This window comes from Pseudomonas sp. Irchel 3F3 (assembly GCF_900187545.1).
Classification (GTDB): domain Bacteria; phylum Pseudomonadota; class Gammaproteobacteria; order Pseudomonadales; family Pseudomonadaceae; genus Aquipseudomonas; species Aquipseudomonas fortuita.
The window spans coordinates 583,497-607,056 of record NZ_FYDS01000001.1 but is presented as its reverse complement, the minus strand read 5'-3'; the positions used below and the strand labels follow the sequence as shown (position 1 = coordinate 607,056).

At 63.6% G+C, this 23,560-nt stretch carries 18 protein-coding genes and 3 pseudogenes; 3 read left to right on the top strand and 18 right to left on the bottom strand.

All coding sequences use genetic code 11. The features are described 5' to 3' along the window. Positions 1 to 212 precede the first annotated feature (212 nt). Positions 213 to 1,235 (bottom strand): zinc-dependent alcohol dehydrogenase family protein, encoded by a 1,023-nt coding sequence (locus tag CKW35_RS02825; RefSeq protein ID WP_016486425.1) that lies wholly within the window; start codon positions 1,233 to 1,235, stop codon positions 213 to 215. Between the two features lie 206 nt (positions 1,236 to 1,441). Here CKW35_RS02825 and CKW35_RS02820 point away from each other — a divergent pair, with 206 nt between their 5' ends. Continuing rightward, a complete protein-coding gene (locus tag CKW35_RS02820) occupies positions 1,442 to 2,356 on the top strand; it encodes a LysR family transcriptional regulator (protein ID WP_016486424.1) in 915 nt (304 codons plus the stop codon). 64 nt (positions 2,357 to 2,420) lie between these two features. Here the strand turns inward: CKW35_RS02820 and CKW35_RS28805 are convergent. Then, positions 2,421 to 2,609 (bottom strand): annotated as a pseudogene (locus CKW35_RS28805) (cyclase family protein); the annotation flags it as partial. After that, positions 2,605 to 3,132, bottom strand: a pseudogene (locus CKW35_RS28800) (NAD-dependent epimerase/dehydratase family protein); the annotation flags it as partial. The pseudogenes CKW35_RS28805 and CKW35_RS28800, both read right to left, overlap by 5 nt. Here CKW35_RS28800 and CKW35_RS28795 point away from each other — a divergent pair. Beyond that, a pseudogene (locus CKW35_RS28795) lies at positions 3,131 to 3,259 on the top strand (hypothetical protein); the annotation flags it as partial. The pseudogenes CKW35_RS28800 and CKW35_RS28795 sit on opposite strands and share 2 nt — an antisense overlap. A gap of 40 nt (positions 3,260 to 3,299) precedes the next feature. On the opposite strand, the gene CKW35_RS02805 reads toward CKW35_RS28795, so the two are convergent. The 11 genes from CKW35_RS02805 to CKW35_RS02755 form a co-directional block, all read right to left on the bottom strand. After that, positions 3,300 to 4,595, bottom strand: coding sequence for a cytochrome c (locus tag CKW35_RS02805; protein ID WP_023047970.1), 1,296 nt, complete (start codon positions 4,593 to 4,595; stop codon positions 3,300 to 3,302). A gap of 11 nt (positions 4,596 to 4,606) precedes the next feature. After that, positions 4,607 to 6,379 (bottom strand): GMC family oxidoreductase, encoded by a 1,773-nt coding sequence (locus tag CKW35_RS02800; protein ID WP_016486309.1) that lies wholly within the window; start codon positions 6,377 to 6,379, stop codon positions 4,607 to 4,609. 2 nt (positions 6,380 to 6,381) lie between these two features. Beyond that, the gene (locus CKW35_RS02795; protein WP_016486308.1) at positions 6,382 to 7,104 is read right to left on the bottom strand and encodes a gluconate 2-dehydrogenase subunit 3 family protein; all 723 of its coding nucleotides are present in this window, start codon (positions 7,102 to 7,104) and stop codon (positions 6,382 to 6,384) included. A gap of 78 nt (positions 7,105 to 7,182) precedes the next feature. Further along, positions 7,183 to 8,643: a 3-sulfolactaldehyde dehydrogenase gene (locus CKW35_RS02790; RefSeq protein WP_016486307.1), complete on the bottom strand. Its 1,461-nt coding sequence runs from the start codon at positions 8,641 to 8,643 to the stop codon at positions 7,183 to 7,185. 22 nt (positions 8,644 to 8,665) lie between these two features. After that, positions 8,666 to 10,405 (bottom strand): 6-deoxy-6-sulfo-D-gluconate dehydratase, encoded by a 1,740-nt coding sequence (locus tag CKW35_RS02785; protein ID WP_060516670.1) that lies wholly within the window; start codon positions 10,403 to 10,405, stop codon positions 8,666 to 8,668. Positions 10,406 to 10,541: 136 nt separating this feature from the next. After that, positions 10,542 to 11,324 carry a sulfoquinovose 1-dehydrogenase gene (locus CKW35_RS02780; protein ID WP_095114984.1) on the bottom strand — a complete coding sequence of 261 codons (783 nt, stop codon included), beginning with the start codon at positions 11,322 to 11,324 and terminating at the stop codon, positions 10,542 to 10,544. Between the two features lie 31 nt (positions 11,325 to 11,355). Beyond that, a complete protein-coding gene (locus CKW35_RS02775) occupies positions 11,356 to 12,231 on the bottom strand; it encodes a 6-deoxy-6-sulfogluconolactonase (protein ID WP_016486304.1) in 876 nt (291 codons plus the stop codon). Further along, positions 12,228 to 13,142, bottom strand: a complete 915-nt coding sequence (locus CKW35_RS02770; RefSeq protein ID WP_095114982.1) for an aldose 1-epimerase — start codon at positions 13,140 to 13,142, stop codon at positions 12,228 to 12,230. The genes CKW35_RS02775 and CKW35_RS02770 overlap by 4 nt, the downstream gene beginning before the upstream one ends. A 12-nt stretch (positions 13,143 to 13,154) precedes the next feature. Continuing rightward, a complete protein-coding gene (locus CKW35_RS02765; RefSeq protein ID WP_016486302.1) occupies positions 13,155 to 14,255 on the bottom strand; it encodes a porin in 1,101 nt (366 codons plus the stop codon). An 88-nt stretch (positions 14,256 to 14,343) separates the two neighbouring features. Continuing rightward, positions 14,344 to 16,383 (bottom strand): alpha-glucosidase, encoded by a 2,040-nt coding sequence (locus tag CKW35_RS02760; RefSeq protein WP_095114980.1) that lies wholly within the window; start codon positions 16,381 to 16,383, stop codon positions 14,344 to 14,346. Then, positions 16,380 to 18,134 carry a solute:sodium symporter family transporter gene (locus tag CKW35_RS02755; protein ID WP_016486300.1) on the bottom strand — a complete coding sequence of 585 codons (1,755 nt, stop codon included), beginning with the start codon at positions 18,132 to 18,134 and terminating at the stop codon, positions 16,380 to 16,382. Before CKW35_RS02755 ends, CKW35_RS02760 begins: the two co-directional genes overlap by 4 nt. A 228-nt stretch (positions 18,135 to 18,362) precedes the next feature. Here CKW35_RS02755 and CKW35_RS02750 point away from each other — a divergent pair, with 228 nt between their 5' ends. Continuing rightward, positions 18,363 to 19,424, top strand: coding sequence for a LacI family DNA-binding transcriptional regulator (locus tag CKW35_RS02750; RefSeq protein WP_016486299.1), 1,062 nt, complete (start codon positions 18,363 to 18,365; stop codon positions 19,422 to 19,424). A 27-nt stretch (positions 19,425 to 19,451) separates the two neighbouring features. Here CKW35_RS02750 and CKW35_RS02745 read toward each other — a convergent pair whose 3' ends face one another. The 4 genes from CKW35_RS02745 to CKW35_RS02730 form a co-directional block, all read right to left on the bottom strand. Further along, positions 19,452 to 20,204 (bottom strand): TSUP family transporter, encoded by a 753-nt coding sequence (locus tag CKW35_RS02745; RefSeq protein WP_016486298.1) that lies wholly within the window; start codon positions 20,202 to 20,204, stop codon positions 19,452 to 19,454. Continuing rightward, positions 20,204 to 21,163 carry a 2-hydroxyacid dehydrogenase gene (locus tag CKW35_RS02740; RefSeq protein ID WP_016486297.1) on the bottom strand — a complete coding sequence of 320 codons (960 nt, stop codon included), beginning with the start codon at positions 21,161 to 21,163 and terminating at the stop codon, positions 20,204 to 20,206. The genes CKW35_RS02745 and CKW35_RS02740 overlap by 1 nt, the downstream gene beginning before the upstream one ends. After that, positions 21,156 to 22,553, bottom strand: a complete 1,398-nt coding sequence (locus CKW35_RS02735; protein ID WP_095114978.1) for an MFS transporter — start codon at positions 22,551 to 22,553, stop codon at positions 21,156 to 21,158. The genes CKW35_RS02740 and CKW35_RS02735 overlap by 8 nt, the downstream gene beginning before the upstream one ends. A 106-nt stretch (positions 22,554 to 22,659) precedes the next feature. Continuing rightward, the gene (locus tag CKW35_RS02730) at positions 22,660 to 23,427 is read right to left on the bottom strand and encodes a 2-dehydro-3,6-dideoxy-6-sulfogluconate aldolase (RefSeq protein ID WP_033731983.1); all 768 of its coding nucleotides are present in this window, start codon (positions 23,425 to 23,427) and stop codon (positions 22,660 to 22,662) included. Positions 23,428 to 23,560 lie beyond the last annotated feature (133 nt).

Here is a 23,560-nt window from a genome sequence, read left to right as displayed (position 1 = left end):
CGACGGCGGATATACACTGAACGCCGAGCCGAAATCGTTCAAGACCGAATTGTTGGCGGAATATTTCCACAAAACGCCAGGCCATCGCCTTATATGTAGTCCGCGACTGATTTTAATGTAGGAATATTCTTATAGTTGGCATTTAAATCATTCTGTTTCGCGCACAAAAAACCCGGGACTCAGCCCGGGTTCATCAGCAATGCAAACAGCTGTCAGTGTTGCGCCATGTCCAGTACCACCCGCCCACCACAAGGGCATTGGTCCATGTAACGATGCGCCTCCACCACCTGCTCGAACGGATACACCTTGATGATTTGCGGTGTCAGCAACTGGTCGGCGGTGAACTGGTTGATATCGCGCAAGGCACGCTGCAGCGCGACCTGGTCCTGGCTGATGCCAAGCTCCGGCTTGCCGGTGAAGTTACCGATGCAATGCACGTAGAACTGGATGTTCTTCTGGAAGGCTGCACAGGCCGGGAACGGCGTCTGGTTACCGCCTTGCAGGCCATACAGGACCAGGCTGCCACGTGGCGCCAGCACATCGCCCAGCAGCGACATCTGCGGCCCGCCCATACCATCCAGGACCATGTCCACGCCGCGGCCATCGGTGTACTTGCCAACCTGCAGCAACAAGTCCTGTTCCTCAGTGACAATCACCTTGTCGGCCCCCAGGCCCAACAGGTAATCCCGCTGCTCCGCTTCTTTGGTAGCAGCAAACACCTTCAGCCCCAGGGCCTTGCCCAACTGGACGAAAGCGGGGCCGGCACAATGGCTGGCATCGGTTACCAGCGCGGTCTGCCCGGCCTTGGCCCGGGCCAGGTCAACGTAGGCGAAATAGGCGATCAGCAACGGCGTGTAGTGCACGCTCGCCTCGATCGGCGTGAGCACATCCGGGTAACGGGTAATGGCCGTACGCGGCAGCACGATGACATCGCCATACACGGGGTGATCGTTGGCACTGGTGGCCGGGAAGCTGGCGACCCGGTCGCCCACCGCAATGTCCTCGACCCCTTCACCGACCGCAGTCACCACCCCGGCCATTTCGTGGCCGATGCCCGCCGGCAGGCGTGCCTGGGACGGCGCCAGGTTCTGGCGCCAGAGCACGTCATACCAGCTGACGCCAATCGCCTGGACGCGGATCTGTACCTCGTCGGCAGCGGGTGACGGTTCGGCCTGCTCCTCGCAACGGAGCACATCGGCAGCGCCGAACTTGTGGAAACGGATCATGCGGGACATCGCATACCTCGCCTTTGTGAACCTCTAATTACCACTGACTTTATCCGGGCTTTGACGGTTAGACCATCAGTGGTCATTAATAGTCGACATGCTTGTCATCGATTGGGCACCTGACTTTCCCTGCAATGGGTCCCCCTAAACCCGTGCAGGGTAACAGCCTTTGGCCGTAAGATTCACCCCTGCCCCACTTTAGGCGAAGCGCACCGATGAATCGAAACGACCTGCGTCGCGTAGACCTCAACCTGCTGATCGTGTTCGAAACGCTGATGCATGAGCGCAGCGTGACCCGCGCTGCGGAAAAACTGTTCCTCGGCCAGCCGGCCATCAGCGCGGCCTTGTCGCGCCTGCGCAACCTGTTCGACGACCCGCTGTTTGTGCGCACCGGCCGCAGCATGGAACCCTCGGCGCGGGCCCACGAGATATTCGCCCTGCTGTCCCCGGCGCTGGATTCGATTTCCACTGCAGTCAGCCGCGCTGCCGAGTTCGACCCCGCCACCAGCAACGCAGTGTTCCGCATCGGCCTGTCGGACGATGCCGAGTTCGCCCTGCTACCACAGCTGCTCAAGCGCATCCGCGCCGAAGCGCCGGGCATCGTGCTGGTGGTGCGGCGGGTCAACTACCTGCTGATGCCGACGTTGCTGGCCTCGGGCGAGATTTCGGTGGGGGTCAGCTACACCAGCGAACTACCGGCCAACGCCAAGCGCAAGGTACTGCGCCGCAGCATGCCGAAGCTGCTGCGTGCCGACAGTGTGCCCGGCAGCATCACCCTGGACGACTTCTGCGCGCGGCCGCATGCGCTGGTGTCCTTTGCCGGTGACCTGTCCGGGTTCATCGACGAAGCCCTGGAAGAGATTGGCCGCAAGCGCCACGTGGTGCTGGCGGTGCCGCAGTTCAACGGGCTGGGGAGTTTGCTGGCGGGGACAGACATCGTGGCCACTGTGCCGGACTATACGGCCGATGTGCTGACCGCGGCGGGCGGATTGCGGGCCGAGGACCTGCCAATATCGGTGCGCAGTTTCGAACTGCACATGGCCTGGCGCGGGGCGCAAGACAACGACCCGGCGGAGCGGTGGTTGCGGTCGCGAATTCAGATGTTCTTTGGCGACCCTGACAGTCTGTAGGCGGCCAAGAAGCCTTCCGGGGTCATGCTGCGCCTGATGGGGGAATGGTTGTACCAGCGCTCATTTACTCCATTATTGCGACAGCTCGAACAAACCCGGCCGAGGCATGGCGGATCTTGTAAGGAAAACAACTCACCAGAAAACCGAAATCAGGTAACTGCTCCAGGTTGGCCAGCTTTTCCATCTGCCCATAACCGATATCCCGCCCGGCCTTGTGCCCTTCCCAGATGATTGAAGCATCTCCCGTTTCACTGACGCATAGTGCCAGGGCGCATCCATGTGCGTGACAGGTCCAGCAAGGCGATTTCCACCATGCGCTTGTGCGCTGCATAAGATAGTTGAGGTGACGCCGGCTGGCCTTCGTCCATGCGAGCCGGCAACTCACCGCCGTACACCGCGACGCTGCTGGCATACACCAGCACCGGTGGCCAATTGGGGTTGCGCAACTGGTTGAGCAGCTCGAGGCTGGCTTGCAGGTTCACCGGGTAACCCCCCAGCGGGCTGTTGAAGTACCAGAACCAGTTGGAGCCCAGCAGGTGCCGGCCTGGGCCCCAAAAGCTGGTCCAGCCGTTCTGCTGGAAGCGCGTGCCAGCCAGCAGCACCTCGGTGCCGCTGCCCATGTGGAAGGTGAAGTGCTCGCAGCCCTGCATGTGCGGCGGCGTCTGAATCATGAACAGGCAGTGGTGGTCGCCCATGCCGGCTGTGCGCATGAACGGGCCGACGCCCATGAAGCTGTCGGTGGTGACGAAGCCCAGGCGGTCGCGATAGAACGCTTTCCTACGTCCGGTCTGCTTCCAGAATTACCCGGACGAGTTACTGCCCCCGGCGCTGCAAAATACCAATCCGCTGGGATTATTGCGATTAGTAGACGGTGAAATGCGCCGCTCAAGCGTGGCAGATTGATCAGCTCCATTTGAACTCTCAGGGCATCTGAAACCGCACTCTATTTCTGCATTCCAGGTACTCGCAATGCGTCAGCTGACAACGCGTCGCGTATTCGAGCAACGGAGCTTGCAGTGATCGGCACTCCGGAGTTGCCCCAGGCACCTCGGACAAAGTTCAACACCTGGGCCACCTCATTGTCGCTCAGGCGCCACCCCAGCGGCGGCATGCTGAACGACGTCGGTGCGGCGTGGGTCGAAGGCAATGTCCCGCCTTCAAGCACCATGCGAATCAACGATTGCGGATCGTCGACATTCAGCACAGGGTTAGCGGCCAATGCAGGAAAGACCTGCGCGTAGCCCTTGCCGTCACTGCGGTGGCAAGCCATGCAGTTATCCGCGTAGAGCCTTGCGCCCAGGGTCGGAGTCAGGCCGTCATGCAGTGCCTGATAGGTGGCAGGGTCCGCAACGTGAGGGCGATCGTCCGGATCGAGCGCTGGCAACTGCTTGAGGTATCGGGCGATCGCCAACCGGTCTTCATCGGTCAGATACTGCAGGCTGTGCACCACCACTTCACTCATACTGCCGAAGACTGCCGCTTTGTCCGTTCGCCCGGTCTTGAAAAAGTCGACCAGCTCAGCCTCGCTCCAGCTTCCCAGGCCGTGTCGATGATCCCCCCTGAGGTTTTTTCCGACCCACCCTTCCTGCGCGTCACCACCTGCGAGAAATGCTTCGCCTTCGCTAGCGCCGAGCGCTTTTTCCTGCAGGCTGAACGCACGCGGCGTATGGCAGGCGCCGCAATGGCCGAGCCCTTCTACCAAGTACGCGCCCCGCGCAAGCACAGGGTCTTGCATCGGCGTGTCAGCAGCAGCCGTGTCGACGCTTGGTGCGAACAGGTTGCGCCACACATGCAGTGGCCAACGCATCGATAGCGGCCAGGGAATGTTCGGGGCCTGAGTAGCTTGGGTCACCGGCGTGACACCGTGCATGAAGTACGCGTACAGCGCCTGCATGTCTTCATCGGACACCCGCGCATACGACGGATAAGGCATCGCCGGATAAAGGCTGTAACCGGCCTTGGCGACGCCATGGCGAACAGCCTTGTCAAAGTCCTCGAAACGGTATGTCCCGATACCGGTTTGACGGTCCGGGGTGATGTTGGTGGAGTACACCACGCCAATCGGCGTTGCCATCGGCAGGCCGCCGGCAAACGGCTTGCCATCCTTGGCAGTGTGGCAAGCGACGCAGTCCCCCGCTCGTGCCAGATAACGGCCCTTGGCAACCAAGGGGTCTTCGCCAGCGTGCGCAGGTGTAGCCAACAAACCCGCATAGGCCAGCAATGAGGCGAGGTATTTCATATTTGCGTACCTCATGCTTGCACCATCGGCCCGGGGTTGGGCAGGTAGTGCTCACGGATGTGGTGCGCGGCCCAATAGGTCAAGGCCCCCACCAGACCGGTCGGGTTATAGCCGAAGTTCTGCGGGAATGCCGACGCGCCCGTGACGAACACGTTATGTACGTCCCAGCATTGCAGGAATCGGTTGACGACACTGGAGGCGGGGTCGCTGCCCATTATCGCGCCACCCGTGGTGTGGGTACTCTGATAGACCCGGGTGTCGTAATGACTGCCGGGCTTCTTGGCATTGTTCTCGACGCTGCCACCGAGCACCTCGGCGATACGCTGCGCCTTGTCCACGGTGTACTGGGTCATCTTGAACTCGTTGTCGTGCCAGTCGAAGGTGATGCGCAGCAGCGGCTGGCCGTAGGCATCGCGGTAGGTCGGGTCCAGGCTCAGGTAGCTGTCGCGATAGGCCATGACCGAACCTTGAGCGTTGATGCCCATCAGGCGTTGATAACTGTCCTGGGTCGCGGCTTTCCAGCCCTTGCCCCACTTGGGCGCAGCCTTGGGTGTGGTCGCCTGGCCGATGGGGCGCCCACCGGTGCGGTTGTGACGAATGTTCGCCCCGCCAAGGAAGCCCAGCGGCGCGTGGTCGAAGTTGTCACCGTTGAAGTCGTCGATGGCCTGGCCGCCGGCACCGGCGCCAATGAACGGATTGAGTTGCGTGCCCTTGGGCAGCATCACGCTGACACCGCCATTCATCTGGTACGCATAGTTCTTGCCCACCACCCCATCCCCGATGACCGGGTCATAGGGCTTGCCGATCCCCGACAGCAGCAACAGGCGCACGTTGTGCAGCTGGAAGGCCGTGAGGATCACCAGTTGCGCGGGTTGCTCGACCTCGCGGCCCTGGGCATCGATGTAGGTCACTCCAGTGGCCAGTTTGCCGCTGCTGTCGAGGTTGACCTTGATCACCTGCGCCTGGGTTTTGACCTTGAAATTCGGACGTTTGAGCAGCACCGGCAGGATCGTGGTCTGCGGCGAGCCTTTGGAATACATGTAGCACCCGTAGTTCTCGCAGAACCCGCAGAAGTTGCACGGCCCCATGCGCACACCGTAGGGGTTGGTGTAAGGCTCGGAGGCGTTGGCGGCAGGAATCGGGAACGGCTCGTAGCCCAGTTCGCGTGCGGCCTTGGCGAACAACTGCGCGCCATACACATCTTTCAGCGCTGGCAGTGGAAACTCGCTGCTGCGTGGTGCTTCAAAACGGTTGCCACCCTTGACCACGGTGCCGTTGAGGTTACCGGCCTTGCCAGCGATCCCTGCAACCGCTTCAAAACGGGCAAAGTACGGCTCGAGCTCTTCGTAGCTGACGCCGAAGTCCTGGATCGTCATGCCCTGGGGGATGAAGTGCTTGCCATAACGCTCTTCGTAATGGCTGCGCAGGCGCAGGTCACTCGCCTGGGCGCGCCAGGTCAGGCCGTTCCAGTGAAAGCCCGAGCCACCGACACCGGTGCCGAGCAGGATCGATCCATGCTGGCGGTACGGTACCGCGACACCGCTGATGTTGTGCCGGAACGTGACCGTCTCGCGGGCCAGGTCCTGGTAAAGCTTGCCGCGCACGGTGTACGCCAGTTCGTCGATAACGTTGGGGTAGTTCGCCGTGGTGGGCGTGTCCTGCATCTCGCCGCGCTCAAGGGCCAGTACCTGCAGGCCCGCGTCGGTCATTTCCATGCCCATGATCGAGCCAGTCCAGCCCAGGCCGACCAGCACCACGTCCACCGGGGGATGTTTGATCGCCATGTCTACCCCCTTTGCCCACTGATCGACACCGGCCCCAGCGGATAGCGCTCGCCGGGGTGGTCGATCCAGTCCATGAAGTCGGCACGGGCACCGGGGAAACCGATCATCTTCCACCCCGCCATATCACGATTGCCGCCGTAGACAGGGTCGGCGAAGTAACCTTCGCGGGTGTTGCGCAGCAGCTGATTGAAGAACTGCGAACTGGGCAACGCTTCCAGCGGCACCTTACCCTCTTCCAGCAGGTGCAACACCTGCGCCTGCATCAGGCTGGCGAGCCCGGCAAAAGGTTGGCCGTGGGTTTGCCGGCACCACTGATCGCAGCCGGCAATGCCCAGCCGCAGAATGTCCCGGGGCGCAAGGCGGCCTTGATAGCCGAGCTCCGGCAGCTGATCGGTAATGAACGGACCTTGGCTGTAGAACAACGCGCCGTGGCCGTAGGGCGTGTCCATCTGACGATCGATGAACCCGGGGATGCCACAGGCGATGGCGCCTGGCCCAAGTTCATCGGTGGGGATCAGTCGTTCACAGGCCGCCTGCACGAACGCCCATTCAACGTCTGTGAAGAACCGTGGTCGATAGTCGTCCGGCTGCAGTTGCGGGGTGGCTGGCTGACGAGGTGTATCGCCGAAAGCGGTCGGAACGCCGTGGCTGGCTAGCGTCACCAGCGGGATTAGCGCCAGGCCGCCTTGCAGGAAGCGGCGGCGCGCATTGGGGGTATCGGACATGGGGCTACTCCATGCGGGGCTTGTTGTTCTTATGGGTGCTCAGTCGCAGGGGGCAGCGCCTGCCCCCTGTGACAGGCTTTAGCGGTCGACGCCGCCGAGGCACACGTACTTGATTTCCAGATAGTCTTCGATGCCGTAGCGCGAACCCTCGCGGCCAAGGCCCGATTGCTTGACGCCTCCGAACGGCGCCATCTCGTTGGCGATTGCCGCAGTGTTGACGCCGACCATGCCGTATTCGAGGTCTTCGCTGACGCGCAGCACGCGGCCGATATCGCGGCTGTAGAAGTAGCTGGCCAGGCCGAACTCCGTGGCGTTGGCCAGCTCGACCACCTCGTCCTCGCTGGAGAAGCGGAACAGTGGCGCCAGTGGCCCGAACGTTTCCTCGTGGGCCACTTTCATCTGCGCCGTAACTTCAGTGAGCACGGTCGGCTCGAAGAAGCTGCCACCCAGCGCGTGGCGTTGGCCACCTGCGATCAGCCGTGCGCCTTTCTCAAGGGCATCACTGATGTGCTCTTCGACCTTGCGCACGGCGTTCTCATCGATCATCGGGCCTTGGGTCACACCGGCCTCTACACCATTACCCAGGCGCAGGCCCGAGGCAGCAGCGGCGAGCTTCTCGGCAAACCGTTCGTAGATACCGTCCTGCACATAGATACGGTTGGCGCAGACGCAGGTCTGCCCGGCATTGCGGAACTTCGACAGCATCGCGCCTTCCACGGCCAGGTCGAGGTCGGCGTCATCGAAGACAATGAACGGCGCGTTGCCGCCCAGCTCCATGGACACCTTCTTCACGGTCTCGGCGCATTGCCCAATCAGCCGCTTGCCCACCGGCGTGGAGCCGGTGAAGCTGAACTTGCGCACCAGCGGGTGGCCGGTCAGCACGCTGCCGATCTGGGTCGCGCTGCCGGTGACCACACTGAACACGCCAGCGGGGATACCGGCGCGTTCGGCCAGGGCCGCCAGGGCCAGGGCCGACAGTGGTGTCTGGCTGGCCGGGCGCAGCACCATCGGGCAACCGGCGGCCAGGGCCGGGGCCACCTTGCGGGTAATCATCGCGTGGGGGAAGTTCCACGGCGTGATGGCCGCCGTGACGCCGATCGGCTCCTTGGTGACGATGATGCGCTTGTCTGCCGAGGGCTGCGGGATGGTGTCGCCGTAGACGCGCTTGGCTTCCTCGGCAAACCACTGCACGAAGGACATGCCGTTGCCCAATTCGCCACGGGCTTCGGCCAGTGGCTTGCCTTGTTCGGCGGTCAGCAGGCGGGCGAGGTCCTCCTGATTTTCGAGCATGAGCGCGTACCAGCGCTGCAGCAGCTCGGCGCGCTCCTTGGCGGTCTTGCGCTTCCACGGTTTGAAGGCACGGTGCGCAGCCAGCACCGCGCGTTCGGCTTCGGCGGCGCCCATTTGCGGAATGCGCGCCAGTTCTTCGCCGGTGGCAGGGTTGGTGACAGCAAAGGTTTCGCCGGAATCGGCACTCACCCAGAGGCCGTCGATGAACGCCTGTTGTTTGAGCAAAGAAGGGTCTTTGAGTTCGAGCATCGGTCAGTTGTCCTGGGCAGGTTCAGTGGATGGGTGGCTCGGGCACGGCTTCGCCGGCCTGCAGGAAATCGAAGTCGCAGCCTTCATTGGCCTGGGTCACGTGCTGCTGGTAGAGCGCAGCGAAGGAGCGACCGTAGGTCTTGTGCTGCGGCACATGCCCAGCACGGCGGCGGGCCAGCTCGTCGTCACTGACGCGCATGTTCAGCGTGCCGGCGGCGACGTCCAGGTCGATGATGTCGCCTGTGCGCACCAGTGCCAGCGGCCCGCCAACGGCGGCTTCGGGCGCCACGTGCAGGACGCAACTGCCATAGTGGGTGCCGCTCATGCGCGAGTCGGAGATGCGCAGCAGGTCACGCACCCCGGCCTCCAGCAGGCGTTTGGGGATCGGCAGGTTGCCCCACTCGGGCATGCCTGGCGCGCCTACGGGACCGGCGTTACGCAGGATCAGCACGGTGTCCGCAGTGACCTCCAGGGCCGGGTCGTCGATCATCCGGCTGAGGGTTTCATGGTCATCGAAGACCAGTGCCGGGCCGCTGTGGCGGCGCAGGCGCGGGTCGGCCGCGGAGGACTTCATGACCGCGCCATCGGGGCACAGGTTGCCGCGCAGCAGCGCCAGGGTCGCGCCTTGCTCGAGGCTGACCACCGGGTTGTCGAGGGGGCGAATGATGTCATCGTCATAGCACGGTGCATCGGCCACCAGGCTGTCCCAGCTCTGGCCGGTGGCACCTTCGCATTCCAGGTGCAGGTGCGGTTCGATCTTGCGCATCAGTGCGCGCAGGCCGCCGGCGAAATGGTAGTCCTCCATCAGCGCCGTGCCGGACGGGAACAGGTTGAGCAGCACCGGGATCTTCGCGGCCGCCGCTGCCAGCTGGTCGAGGGTCAGGTCGATGCCGGCGCGCCGGGCAATGGCGATCAGGTGGATCGCCGCGTTGGTCGAGCCGCCCATGGCCATGTACACCGCCACGCCGTTGGCGACATGCTTGTCGGTCAACCAGGTCGAGGGACGGCGGTCGCGCCAGACCAGGTCGACGATGACCGAACCACACTGCGAGGCCATCCGCGGGTGCGCACCGTCAGCGGCGGGAATGCTCGATGCACCAGGCAAGGTAAAGCCCATTGCGTCGGCGATGCTGGTCATGGTCGAGGCCGTACCGACGGTGTTGCAGGTGCCGATCGAGCGGGTCATGGCGCCTTCGAGCTCTTCCCAGGCGACCGTGTCGATCAGCCCCAGGCGGCGTTCATCCCAGTACTTCTTGGTGTGGGTGCCAGCGCCGGTCTTGACGCCGCGCCATTGGCCGTTGGACATCGGCCCGGCCGGACAGTAGATCACCGGCAGGTCCATGCTCAGTGCCCCCATCAGCAAACCCGGGGTGGACTTGTCGCAGCCACCCAGCAGCACGGCGCCGTCGATCGGCAACGAGCGCAGCAACTCTTCGGCCTCCATCGCCAGCAGGTTGCGATAGAGCATGGTGGTCGGCTTGACCATCACCTCGCCCACCGACTGCACCGGCAACTCCACCGGAAAGCCGCCCGCTGCCCAGACACCGCGCTTGACCGCTTCGGCACGTTCACGCAGGTGCGAATGGCAGGGCGACATCTCGCTCCAGGTATTGAGGATGGCAATCACCGGCTTGCCCATGAACTCTTCACGGCGCAGGCCGATCTGCTGCAGACGCTGACGGTGGGCGAACGCACGGATGGTGTCTGGAGCAAACCACCGCTGGCTGCGCAGTTCTTCGATTTTCTTGTGTTTTTCGGACATGAGCTAAGCCTTTGAACAAGGGCGCGACGAAGAATCGTAGCGCTGCGAAATTCTCTTTCAGGAGCATACTCAGATCGATTTCGTAGCGCTACGATTTTTTTCCCTGAAGAAGTGCCCTGACGCCAATCAGGGTGGATTACTGAATCGACAACCCTGCATCGACAACGAAGTTCTGGCCGGTGCAGCCACGGCTGTCGTCGCTGGCCAGGAACAGCGCCAGGCGCGCGCAGTCGCTGGCATCCAGGCGGAACTTGAGCATCTGCTGGTCGATGAAAGCCTGGCTGGCCGCCTCCAGGCCAGCGGGGTCGGCGGCCCACATGGCATCCTGGCGCTCGGTGCGGATGGCGCCCGGTACCAGGCTGTTGACCCGGATGCCCTGCCCGCCCAGTTCACGTGCCAGGGTACGGGTCATGCCGTTCAGCGCCGCTTTGGCGGTGGTGTAGCAGACCATCCCGGGGCGCCCGCGCATCCAGGAGATCGACCCCATGTTGATGATTGCCCCGCTGCCGCGACGCGCCATGCCGGGCGCAACCGCCTGGGCCGCGAAGAAGGCGTGGCGCAGGTTGGTCTGCATGCGCTCGTCCCAGTACTCGACGCTGATATCGGCCAAGGCATGACGGTCATCGCGGGCGGCGTTGTTGATCAGCACATCGACGGCGCCCCAGGTACGCTCCACTTCTGCCACGCAGGCCTGCAACCGCTGGATGTCGCGTACATCGCAAGGCAGGAACAGCGAGTTGGCCCCCAGCGCCTGCGCCAGCCCTTGCCCCGCTTCGGCATCGAGATCGAGAAAGGCCACGCGGCTGCCCTGAGCAACGAAGGCTTCGACAAAGGCGCGGCCAATGCCTGAAGCACCTCCGCTGATGAGGACCACCTTGTCGGCGAGGCTTGGATATTGCGTATCGGTATGACGGTTCATGATAGGAAGCTCGTGAATGCGTGGGAAAGGTTCAGCCTGCGAACAGCGGTTCCGCGCAGCCGGGCACATTGACCCGGGTGGCGAACACACAGCCGGACAACGGCCAGTCGGCGAGTTCTTCGGCACTGCGGTTTTCGCGGGAACTGGTGATGTACAGCGTGCGCAGGTCCTCACCGCCGAAGGCGACCATCGTCGGCCAACGCGTCGGCAGCTGGATTTCGTCCAGCACCTGCCCGTCAGGGCTCAGGCGCAACACCCGGCCGCCGTCGAACTGCGCGCTCCAGTAACAACCGGCGCTGTCAAAAGCCGCGCCATCAGGACGCCCGCCGCTGCCCCGCGCAAACTCGCGCAGCAGTTGCCGTGGGCCGGGCTGGCCATCCTCATCCAGTGGGTAGCGGTAAAGCACATGGTTCGGCGTGTCGCTGTGGTAGGCCCACGCGCGGTCCGGGCTGAAGGCCAGGCCGTTGGACACCATCACATCGCCCGCCATGACCTGGGCGCGATGCTCGGCATCGACCCGCAGCAGTTGCCCGCCATTACGGTCACGCGGCTGCCACAACGTGCCGGCCCAGAAGCGCCCCCAGGGGTCGACGCGGCCATCGTTGAAACGGCTGTACTCGGCGCCCGTCGGGTTCTCGGCCAGGCGCTCGCCCAGCTGCCCCTGGGCATCGAGCAGGTAGATACCACTGCGCAGCGCGACAATGAAGCCGCCTTGCTCGCGCAGGCCGAAACAGCCGAGTTCCTCGGGCAATTGCAGTGTGCTCACGCTGCCATCGCGAGGGTCAAGGCGATGCAGCCGCCCGGCCAGGATATCGGCCCAGTACAGGACCTGTTCACGGACCGACCAGACCGGGCACTCGCCCAGCTCCGACGGCTGCCGGACCACACAGTTCAACGTTTCATTCATGCAAGGTTCTCCAGGTTGCCGCTGGCAGGCAGCAAGCGCAACTCACGTTCGATCGACGCCCCCGGCGCCAGCCAGACCAGGCCGTGCGCCGTGGGCTCAGGGAAGTTGATGGCATTGTTCAGGTGGCTGACCGGCTCGACCGCGATGAAATCCGCAGGCGCTGGCGGCGTGAACACCACCAGGTGCCCAAGCCCTGGGCCGGCCTGCAGGCGCAGGCCGACCTGAGCGTCGGGCCAATACAGGCTGGCGCGAGCATCCCAGCCCTCGAAGCAGTTATCCAGGCCCACTGCACCTGCCGCGCGGGGCTGGCTGAAGTCCCAGGCCTCGGGCAGCGCCGTGCGCTTGAGCGGCAGGCCATCCGGCCCGGCCTGCCAGACCTGCGCGGCGCTAAAGCCCAGCTGCAGCTCACCCTGGCGCTCAAAGTACGGGTGCCAGCCAAGCCCTGCCGGCATCGGCTGCTCACCCAGGTTGGTGAGCCCCAGGTGCAGGTACAGCCCCTCCTCGCTCAGGACGAGGCTCTGCCAGGCAACGAAATCCCACGGCCAATCCTCGGCATCGATGCCGCAGGCGGTGTGACGCAAGCTCAGCCTGCAGCTTTGCGGCGAGTGGCCATCGACCTGCCATGCCCGCTGCCAGCCAAGGCCGTGCAGCGGGTGCGGATGGTCGCCGAAGTTGCCGCGCAGTTGCTGCGCTTGGCCGTTGGCGCTAAAGCGCCCGTGGGCGATCCGGTTGGAGTACGGCACCAGCGGATAGCAGGCGCTGCGCCGCACGCTGTCGCTACCGTCCCAAGGGCGCAACAGCTCGAAGCGGCCCAGGCGCAGGTAACCCAGCGCGCCGCCAAGGCTTGGCAACACCCCGGCACTCAAGGCACCGCAGGTGAGTTTCAGCAGCGGGTGCACGGTGTGACTCATCGGTATCAAGACTCAGAAGCTCCAGCGAATACCCAAGGTGCCTGCCCAAGGGTCATAGCCGGCCGCCACGCTCGGGTAGTCTTCGCTGAGCAGCGAGAAACCCTGGGTGGAGTGGCTGTTGTTGTTGATGTGGGACACATAGGTATACAGCTGGGTATTAGGGTTGAACGAGTAGATGTAGCCGGCATGAGCCGCCCAGGCCCGGGCGCCGGCTGCGCCGATACGCTGAGAAACGCCGAAGGTCAGGTCATTGTGCTCGTCGAGGACGATCCTGGCATTGACCATCTTCGCCGAGGCGAACCAGCGTGCGTCGGTATCACGCTCGGTATACATGTAGTTGGCGCCCCAGATCACACCGCCCCACTGGTAGTTGCCCGACACCACGTGGGTCGTCTGGGTATACAGCTCGCTGCTGGTTTCGGTGGGGGCCGACTCATGGCGGTTGAAGCCATAACCCAGCTTGGTGAAGCCATTGCGATAGCGCACGTTGAAGCCACTGGTGCGATTCTGATTGGGGCCGTTTTCGATGCTGGAATTGCCGTAGGAGTAACCCAGCTCGGTGGAAAACCCGTTCACTTCAGGCGAGCGGTAACGCACCGTGGTGTCGTAGAAACCGCCGGTGCCGCTTTTGCCCAATACCGCGGTGTGCTCCAGGCTCATGATCGCCGCCATGTTCGACAACCCGTACAAGGCCACGTCCGAATCCAGGAACACCCAGTAGATTGGCATGTACAGGCTCCCCATGGCCACCGAGCCGAACGGGCCACTCACGCCCGCACCATAGCCACGGTTGGTCGAGACCTGCCCGCCCTTCCAGATCCTGCGCAGTACCAGCCCGCGCTCGCCAAACGCCTGCAGGGCGTAACCGCTGTCGCCCAGGGCATAGTCAAGCTTTACCCCGAAGCGCGAGGCCTGCAGGTTGCCGTCCGAGACCATGGTGTGGTCGGGGGCGGTCTTGCTGAACGAGCCCGTCTGCACGTTCAGATCGAGAATACCGTAGGGGTTGATGCTGAGGTTGCCGGCCTTCCACACGATCGGCTCGGCATGACTGGGCAGCGCGCAGACGCTGGCCAGCAGGGTGAAGCCAAGGACACGTTGATTCTTGTTATTCATGTCAGCAGCGCTCTTTCATGGCCGCAGTGGGCCGACGCGCCTGCCAAGGCAGGCGCGCATTGGGACAAATCCAGGTAGCCGTGCCGGATCAGAGCACGGTCAGGCTCTCGAACAAGGCTTGCCAGCGGCTGCCCACCCGGCTGAACACCGGCGGTTGCCCCAGTGGCGCCGCCACCTCGACACGCTGGCCGCCCTCGAAGCGCTCGCTGCTCCACCAGTGCTGCCAGGTCTCGCCAGCCGGCAGGTAGACGCTCCAGTACGTTTTACCCTCGGCATGCACGGGGGCCACCAACAGATCGCGCCCATACAGGTACTGGTCCTGGACGCCATAGCAGCCGGTGTCCTGTTCGTGATGCAGGAACAGTGGCCGCTGCAATGGCAGGCCGCTGGCCTGGGCTTCATCCATCAGGCTTTCGACATAGGGTTTCATGCCGGCGAACAGCCGAGTCATGCGGGCAAAGTGCGCCAGGGTGGCCGGGTCTTGCCAGAACTGCAGGTTCTGGTCCGGGCGGTTGCCTTCGTGCGTGCGCATCACCGGGGTGAACGCCGCCATTTCCGCCCAGCGCTGGAACAGCTCGGCGGTACGGCAGTTGCCATAAAGGCTGGTGTAGCCACCGATATCACTGTGGTGATAGGCATTGCCCAGCAGGCCTGAAGACAATGCGCCACAGATCACTGTCTGCAGGCCATCGTGGCGGCTGAAATCGACCGACTGGTCACCCGCCCAGAGCAACGGGCAGTGCGCCTGCACCCCGCTGTACCCGGCGCGCATGAAGAACAGCGCATCCCCCGTGCGCCCAGCCGCGGCAATGGCGCGGGCATTGACCTCGGCCCAGCGCACCGGCCAGGCATTGTGTTCGAGCATGGGGTCAGCACCGCCGGCCAGCTTGACATCGATCGGCAGGTACTCGCCAAAGTCCGCCATCCAGCCTGACAGCCCCTTGTCGAGCATTTCCTGACCGATGATCCGGGTTTCGAACCACTGCGCCGCCGCCGGCAGGGTGAAATCGACCACCCCACAGAGGAACTCGCCGAAGTCGACCAGGTAGGTAGCGCCCTCGGCAGTGGTGGCCAGGTAGCCAGCTGCCTGGGCTTCGGCAAACAGTGGGCCGTCATTGCACAGATAAGGGTTCACGTAGCCGAGGAAACGCAATCCGCGCTGATGCAGGCTGCCGACCCAGGCCTGGTGGTCCGGGTAGCGCTCGGCGTTCCACTGCCAGTCCCAGAACAAGCGCTTGCCGAACGAGGTGATGCGCAACCCTTCCCAGTCTTCGCACCACAGTGCGCTGACTTTCGCACCCTCTTCGAGCGCGGTCTTCAGGTGCTGCTCCGCATGCTCTCGGCCGTTCTTCAGGCCGAGGATCGCCCCGTCGAGCACCCACTCCGGCAGCCGTGGCTGGCGGCCGAAATAGCGGCTCAACGCACCGACCAGATCGATGTAGCTGTCGCCGACGAAGAATTCCAGCGCCTCCGGTATCGCCCACACCTGCAGCTCGTGGAAATCGCCCTGGCGGAAGTCGAAATCGGCATAGGCGCAGGTGACCAGGTGCGCGCAATAGCGGCGCGAGGACATGAATGTCGGTTGCGGGTAATTGGTGTGGTAGTAGTCACCACCGGCATTGGCTTCGTTGTCGGCCTGCAAGGTCAGCCAGGTCGATTTGTCCCGGCCTACGCCCGGCTCGGAAGTCCACAGCGGGAAGTTGCGTCCGCGCAGGTTCAGATAGGACATCTGCTCGCCGCAGCCCCAGACCTGCTCATCCGCTTCGGCCGGCAGACGCAGCCACAGGCGGTTGCAACCTGGCTGCGGCGCCTGCATGAGCAGGCGCACGCGCTCGCCCTGGCAGTCCAGGCGCAGGGTCAGCAGCAGCGGCCCCTCGGCCCAGGCGCGCAGCTCGATCAGACCCGCCTGCGCATCGAGCCGGGCGTGGCGCAGGGCAACCCGCTCCTGCACGTAGTCACGGATGCGGAAATTGCCGCGCTGCATTTCAATATCGGCCTCGCCGAAGCCGGCAAACACCGCCGGCTGCAGCGGGCTGTGGCACCACAGCAGGCGCCCGTCCACTTCCAGGCGGATCTGCTCACCTGCCTGGTGCAGGTTCACCTTCTGGGGGATGGATACGCTATTCATCGTGGGTTGGTCTCATAGTCAGGCAGGGCATGGGTGACAGTCAGGTGTCGAAAACGGCGGCGGCACAGGGCAACGCCGGCAAAGGCCAGCAGCCAGGTCAGCGCCAGCAGCGGCAGGTAAAGGCCGGAAGGTCCGCCGACACGGGCGACCCCCAGCGGTGAGAAGGTCAGGTAGATGGAAACCAGGGCTGCGAACAGCACCACACTGAAACTGCCGGCATGTCGCCATGGGGTAAGGTCCACGGTGCGCGCAGGGGTCGGCGAGACATACGGGGTAGCGCGGTCGAAGTGCTTGCGCAGCAGCACCAGCAAGGCCATCTCGATGGCGAACATGATGCCCATGACATGGATGAAGCTGATGCCCAGGCGTGTGTCGATCTTCAGCCCCAGCACCAGCACCGCGTAGCACACCGCATGCAGGCCAAGCACCAGTTTCGCCGGTGTCGCACCGCCACGGGCGCTGAAGAAACCGAACAGCATGATGGCAATGATCGGCATGTTGAAGAAGCCGGTGAAGCGGCGCAGTACCGCATAGATGCCTTCCGGGGTGTACATCAGCATCGGTGCCACCACCAGCGACACCAGTGCCGCAATCACACTGACGCGTTTGCCGAAGCGCACCAGCGCCTCGTCCGAGGCCATGGGCCGGATCGACTTGTAGAAGTCATAGGTCAGCAGCGTGGCCGTGCCATTGATGATCGCGTTGAAATGGCTCATCACGGTGCCGAAGATCACCGCCACGAAGAACCCTTTCATCCACCAGGGCATCAGCGCCGCGACCAGTGCCGGATAGGCCAGGTCCGAGTTGGCCAGTGGCTGGTCGCGGAACAGGTGCCAGGCGATCACCCCAGGCATCAGCATGGCCAGCGGCACCAGCAGCTTCAGGCAACCCGACAGCAGCACGCCCTTCTGGCCCTCGGCCAGGTTTCGGGCGGCCATGCTCTTCTGCACGATGGCCTGGTTGGTGCACCAGTAGAACAGGTTGGCGAAGATCATCCCGGTGAACACCGCGCCGAACGGCACCTTGTCTTCACTGCCGCCAATGGCGTTGAGCTTCTGTGGGTTGTCGTGCAACAGGGTCTGAGCACCGGACAACACGTCACCCTGCCCCAGCGTCCACAGGCCGATGATCGGAATCAGTATCACCACCACCAGCAAGCCGATGCCGTTGATGGTGTCTGACACCGCCACCGCCCGCAGCCCGCCCAGCACCGCATAGGCGGCGCCGATCACCCCGGTAGCGACGATCAGCAGGCTGATGGTGGCCGGGTAGGACCAGCCGAGAATGCCCTGCAGGTCGAAGATCTGGTTGAAGGTGATCGCCCCCAGGTACAGCGAGGCCGGGTTGAGCACCAAGGTGTAGGTGGCAACCATCAGCGCGCTGACCACCCGGCGCGTGGTGCGGTCGTAACGCTTCTCGATGAACTCCGGCAGGGTCGAAAAGCCGCCGCGCAGGTAGCGTGGCAGGAAGAACAGGGCCAGGGCGATCGTCGAAACGGCAGCAGTCGCTTCCCAAGCCATGGAACTTAGGTTGTGGGCGTAAGAGTCACCATTGAGGCCGACCAGTTGGTCGATCGACAGGTTGGTCAGCATCATCGAGCCGGCAATGAACCAGCCATTGAGGCCGCCGCTCGCCATGAAGTAACCATGGGCGCCGACGTCCTTGGCCTGGCGGGTGAACCGATAGGAGATCACTGCAACCAGCACAGTGAAAAACAGCATGCTCAGGAAGGTAAAAAGGGAAGTGCTCATTTTTATATTTGTTCTCCAACGCGGGTTGGGCAGCGTTGCAACGGCAAAATCGCAGCGCTGCAAAATTACCCGATGAGCTTATCGCAGGCAAAATCGTAGCGCTACGATTTTATTCGAAATGACACACTGATTTTCGAAAACGAACACCTGTGGGTCAACGAGGCGCTTTTGCGATTGACTTGGCATCGCCGCGCTCGCATGCTTTTGCCTTCGAAAAATGAGGTGGCGATGAGCGACAGATCAGACAGCGAAATCAGCATCGGCGAAGCACGCCGCCCCCGAGCCAGCCGGGTGACCATGGGTGTGGTTGCTGAACAGGCCAAGGTGTCCCCCAGCACGGTTTCGCTGTTTCTGCGTGATCCCGAAGCGGTCTCCAGCAAACGTGCAGAGCGAATCCGCCAGGCCATCGCCGACACCGGCTACACCATCAACCGTCTGGCCGGCGCACTGGCAGGCAACCACAGCCGGACAGTCGCCGTGATCGTGCCCTCGATGGTCAACGCGTTCTTCTCGGAAACCCTCAGCGCCATGCAGGAAGTGTTCGAGAGCCGTGGCTACCAGCTGCTGATCGGCAACAGCGACTACGACCCGGAACGTGAGCTGGAACTGCTGCGCGCCCACTTGTCCTGGTCGCCGTCGGCCCTTGTCGTCACCGGCAGTGACCACACTGCCGCCCGCCCGCTGCTCGAAGCCACCGGCATTCCGGTGGCACAGATGTGGGAGCTGGGCAACGACCCGTTCCACCTGCAAGTCGGCTTCTACCACGAGGCCGTCGGCGCGGCCCTGGCCGAGCACTTGTATGCCCAGGGGTTGGAGCGTTTCGTCTATGTCGGCACGCGCATGCACCTCGACCACCGCGCCCGTCAGCGTGCCGAAGGGTTCACTGCGTGGCTGGCCGACAAGGGGCAGACCGCGCAAGTGATCGCGCTGGAACAGAACACCTCGCAGGCCGAGCTCAGCGAAGTGTTCGATGAAATCGCCCGCCACGGCGACGGGCCACAAGGGCTGTGCTGCTCGAACGATGTGCTGGCCATCGCGGCACTGTTCGAAGCCCAGCGCCGCGGCATTGCCGTGCCGGAACAACTGGCGATCGCCGGCTTTGGCGACCTGCCACTGAGCAAGCTCAGCGCGCCGCGCCTGACCACCGTACGCCCCTACCCTGCCGAGATCGGGCGGACCGTGGCCAGCCAGCTGTTGACCTGGATTGAAGCGGGCACCCTCCCCGATCAACCCCAGGTCGTTGACCTGGGCTTCGAGTTGGTCGTGCGCGAGAGCAGTGTGCGCCAGTAACAGGCGCACGCAGTACCACCAGCCAGGCTAAGCGGCCACCAGCACCTTGCCGATCAGGCTCGCGCCTGCCAGCAGCAACAGGCCGAACACCGCCAGGCGCAGCACCCGCGGTGAAATGGCCAACGGGTGGCGGCGCATCCACCAGGTCAGCAGGAACACGATCGGCAATGCCTCCAGTGCGAGGTAGCCCGCCTGCAGCTCGAACCGGTGTGTCGCCACCACCACGCTCAGGCGCATCAAGGCATTGACCGCGAACACCACGATCAGCGTGTCGCGGATGACCTGCACGGCCAGTGGCTGGCGATAGAGCTGGTAGACCAACGGCGGCCCGGCGCTGGAAAACAGCCCGCCCATCACCCCGGAAACACTGGCATAAAAGGCGAAACCAACCCGCCCCGACATCTGCTGGCGACCTTGGGACTGCAGCACCAGCATGAAGCTGCAGACGATGATGGTGATGCCGAGGATGATCTCCAGCAGGTCTCGCTCATGCGTACCCAGCAATGACAGCAACTGCACGCCTCCCACGACGCCCACCAGGCTGCAGGCCAGCACCAGCAGTACGAGGCGGCGCGGCAGCTCCGGCCACTTGCGCACCATGACCAGCGCGTTGGCCAGTGTCAGAATCGAGCTCACGTTCGCCACGGTTTCCATGGGCGCCAGGCCTAACATGCCCGTCAGCCCCAGCAACAACAGGCCGAAAGCAAAGCCGGTGGCGTTCTGGGCAAAGGTGGCGACCACGACACACAACATGAAACCAAAATGCTGCCACAGCTCCATCACTGCGCGCCCTCACGCACCGGGTGCAGCACCCGGCCGGTGGCAAACAGCGCTGCCAGGTTGGCAAGCACCCTGTCGGCCATGGCCTGACGTGTTTCCTGGGTGCCACTGGCCACATGCGGCGACAGCACAACCGTATCCAGTTCACGCAAGGCGGCAGGCACGTGCGGCTCATCCGCAAACACGTCCAGTGCCGCCCCGGCAATCCGGCCGTTGCTCAGCGCCTCGATCAGGGCAGGCTGATCCACTACCGAGCCCCGCGCCACGTTGACCAGCATCCCATTGGCGCCCAGTGCCTCCAGCACCTGCTGGTTGACCAGCCCGTCGGTGGCAGTGCCACCGGGCACAGCCAGCACCAGGAAATCACTGCGCTCGGCCAGTGCCAGCAACGACTCGTGGTAGGCGTATGCCAGCTGCGGCTTTGGCCTACGGCTCGAATAGCTCACCTGCATGCCAAAGGCGCTGGCACGCCGGGCAATGGCCTGGCCGATCGGCCCCATGCCAAGGATGCCGCACCTTTTGCCGCCCAGCGCGGTGGTCAGACCAAAGCGCTCTGCACCCCAACGCCCGGCTCTGACGAAGCGGTCAGCCACCACCACTTGCCGGGCGACGGCCAGCAGCAGGGCCATGGCGGCGTCGGCCACGCAATCGTTGAGCACATCCGGTGTGTTACTGACCTGGATACCCCGGGCGCTGGCTGCTTTCAGGTCGACGGCGTCGGTACCCACACCGAAGCAGACGATGGCGCGCAAGGCCGGTAACTGCTCGATCAGGTTCGCGCTGGCACCGTGCACTCCCGTGGTCACCACTGCCTGCACGTGTGCGCCCTGCTCGGCCAGCAGCGCGGCAGGCGAATCGCAGCGCCACAGATCCAGTAGCCGATAGTGCTGCTCAAGCTGTGACTGCAAGGCAGGCAGCAGTGGGCCAACGGTCAGCACCCACGGTCTTGCATCAGACATCACGATTCTCTCTCTTGCCAGGTATAGCTGCGGTCAGTTCAAGGCGACGCAGCGGGCCGACCACCACCAGGTAACTGAACATCGCCAGCAGCGCATTGGCCGCAACGAACACCAGTGCCATGTTGAACGAACCGGTGGCCTGCACGATGAAGCCAATGATGATGGGGGTGGTGATGCCACCGATGTTGCCGAAGGTGTTGAACAGCCCGGCCGTCACCCCTCCGGCCTGCCGTGGCGCGGCGTCGGCCATGACCGCCCAGCCCAGTGAGGCGAAGCCTTTGCCGAAGAAGGCGAACGCCATGATCGCAATGACCATCCAGGGCAAGGACACGTAGTTGCAGATGATCATGCTGGTGGAGGCCAGCAGCCCGACGATGATCGGCACCTTGCGCGCCAGGCTCAATGAGCCGGTCTTGCGCATGATGCCGTCGGAACAGAGGCCGCCAAGCAGGTTGCCGACGAAACCGCAGATCGCCGGGATCGAGGCCAGGAAGCCGGCCTGCAGGATCGACATGCCGCGCTCCTGCACCAGGTAGATCGGGAACCAGGTGGTGAAGAAGTAGGTAATGGTGGAGAAGCAGTAGTGGCCGATGTAGATCCCCACCATCATCCGGCTGGTCAGCAACCCCTTGAGGATCGCAGGCAGTTTCAGTGCGCCGTCGGCTTTGCGCTGCTTGCCGAGGTGGGCATCCATGTCGACCACCGCACCGCCTTCACGCAGGTAGTCCAGCTCGGCCTGATTGATACGCGGGTGTTCCAGGGGCGAATGCACCTTGCGTACCCAGACCCAGGCCATGATGAACCCCAGCACGCCCATCATCAGGTACACCGAACGCCAGCCATAGGCGTGGATCAGCCAGCCGCTGATCGGCGCGAACAGCACGATCGCGAAATACTGGCCGGAGTTGAAGATCGACGAAGCCGTGCCCCGCTCACTGGCCGGAAACCATGAGGCGACCATCCGGCTGTTGCCCGGTGCCGCAGGCGCTTCGGCCAGGCCCACTAGAAAGCGCAGGGCAAAGAATGCCGTCACCACCAGGCTGACGTTCGAGCCGCCGTTGAACGCCTGGACCAACGTCAGCAGCGACCAGCAGAAAATGCTGACGGCATAGGTGCGCTTGGAACCGTAGCGGTCCAGCAGCCAGCCACCGGGTAACTGGCCCAGCACATAGGCCCAGGCGAACGCCGAGAATATCCAGCCCATCTGCACCGGGCTGAGCGCGAACTCCCCCTGGATGGCGGAGCCGGTGATCGACAGGATGCCGCGGTCGCCGTAGTTCAGCGTCGACACGAGGAACAGGATGAGAATGATCCAGTAGCGCGTGCGTGAAGGCGTCGCTGTTGCCGCGGTGCTGGCCGCGACGTGGCCGGAAATGGGTGCCTGATTCATCGAGAGTCCTTCCGGCGCGCGATGGCGCCGGTTTGTTGTTCTTGTAGGGATGCTCAATCGGCTACCGCAACACGGAGGTAGCCTGCGCTGGGTGCAACGGTAGCGGTCAGTAGGCTGTCGCTACCGCTTCGGGCGCCTGGCGGCCTTTCAGGGCGACCAGCAGTTCATTGGCCTTGCTCATCATCATCGCCATATCCGAGGCCACGGCGGCGAAGGCGTAGCCCTGCTCCAGGTAGCTGCCGACCAGCTCCGGCGTGCCGCCGACGATGCCGATGGGCATGCCGATGGCTTTGCAGCGCACGATCGCATCGCTGATCATGGCCTGGATATCAGGGTGCGCCGGATTGCCGATATGGCCACAGACACTGGACAGATCACCTGGGCCGAGGAACAGCGCATCGACACCCGGCACGGCTGCGATTTCCTCGAGGTTGGCCAACGCGGTGGCGGTCTCGATCTGCAGGATGCAGCACACCGAATCATTGGCCTGCTGGCCATAGCCCTTCCAGGTGCCGTAGCGGCTGGCGCGGTGCACGGCTGCGAAGCCGCGAGTGCCCATCGGTGGATACTTGACCGCGCTGACTGCTGCTCTGGCCTGCTCGGCATTCTCCACGAACGGCACCATCACATTGGTCGACCCCAGGTCCAGTGCGCGCTTGAGCAGCACCGGATCATTGGCGGCCACTCGCACGATCGGCTGCGCACCGGTGTATTGGATGGCCTGCAGAATGTGCCAGAGGTCGCGGAACTCGATCGGTACGTGCTCCATGTCCACGAGCAGCCAGTCGAAGCCTGCGTAACCCAGCGCTTCTGCCGTGCTGGGCGATGCAGACATGAGCCACGTACCGAGCGGTGCAGATTGCCGTTTCAGCAGAGGGGTGAAGGTGGGGGGCGTGACAGCAGTGGACATGGCGACCTCCTGAGGGTTGATCAACCAGCGCTACGAAGCAAAATCGTAGCGCTACGATTTTTCCAGAGAGCCTACTGGATTATTAATCGCAGCGCTA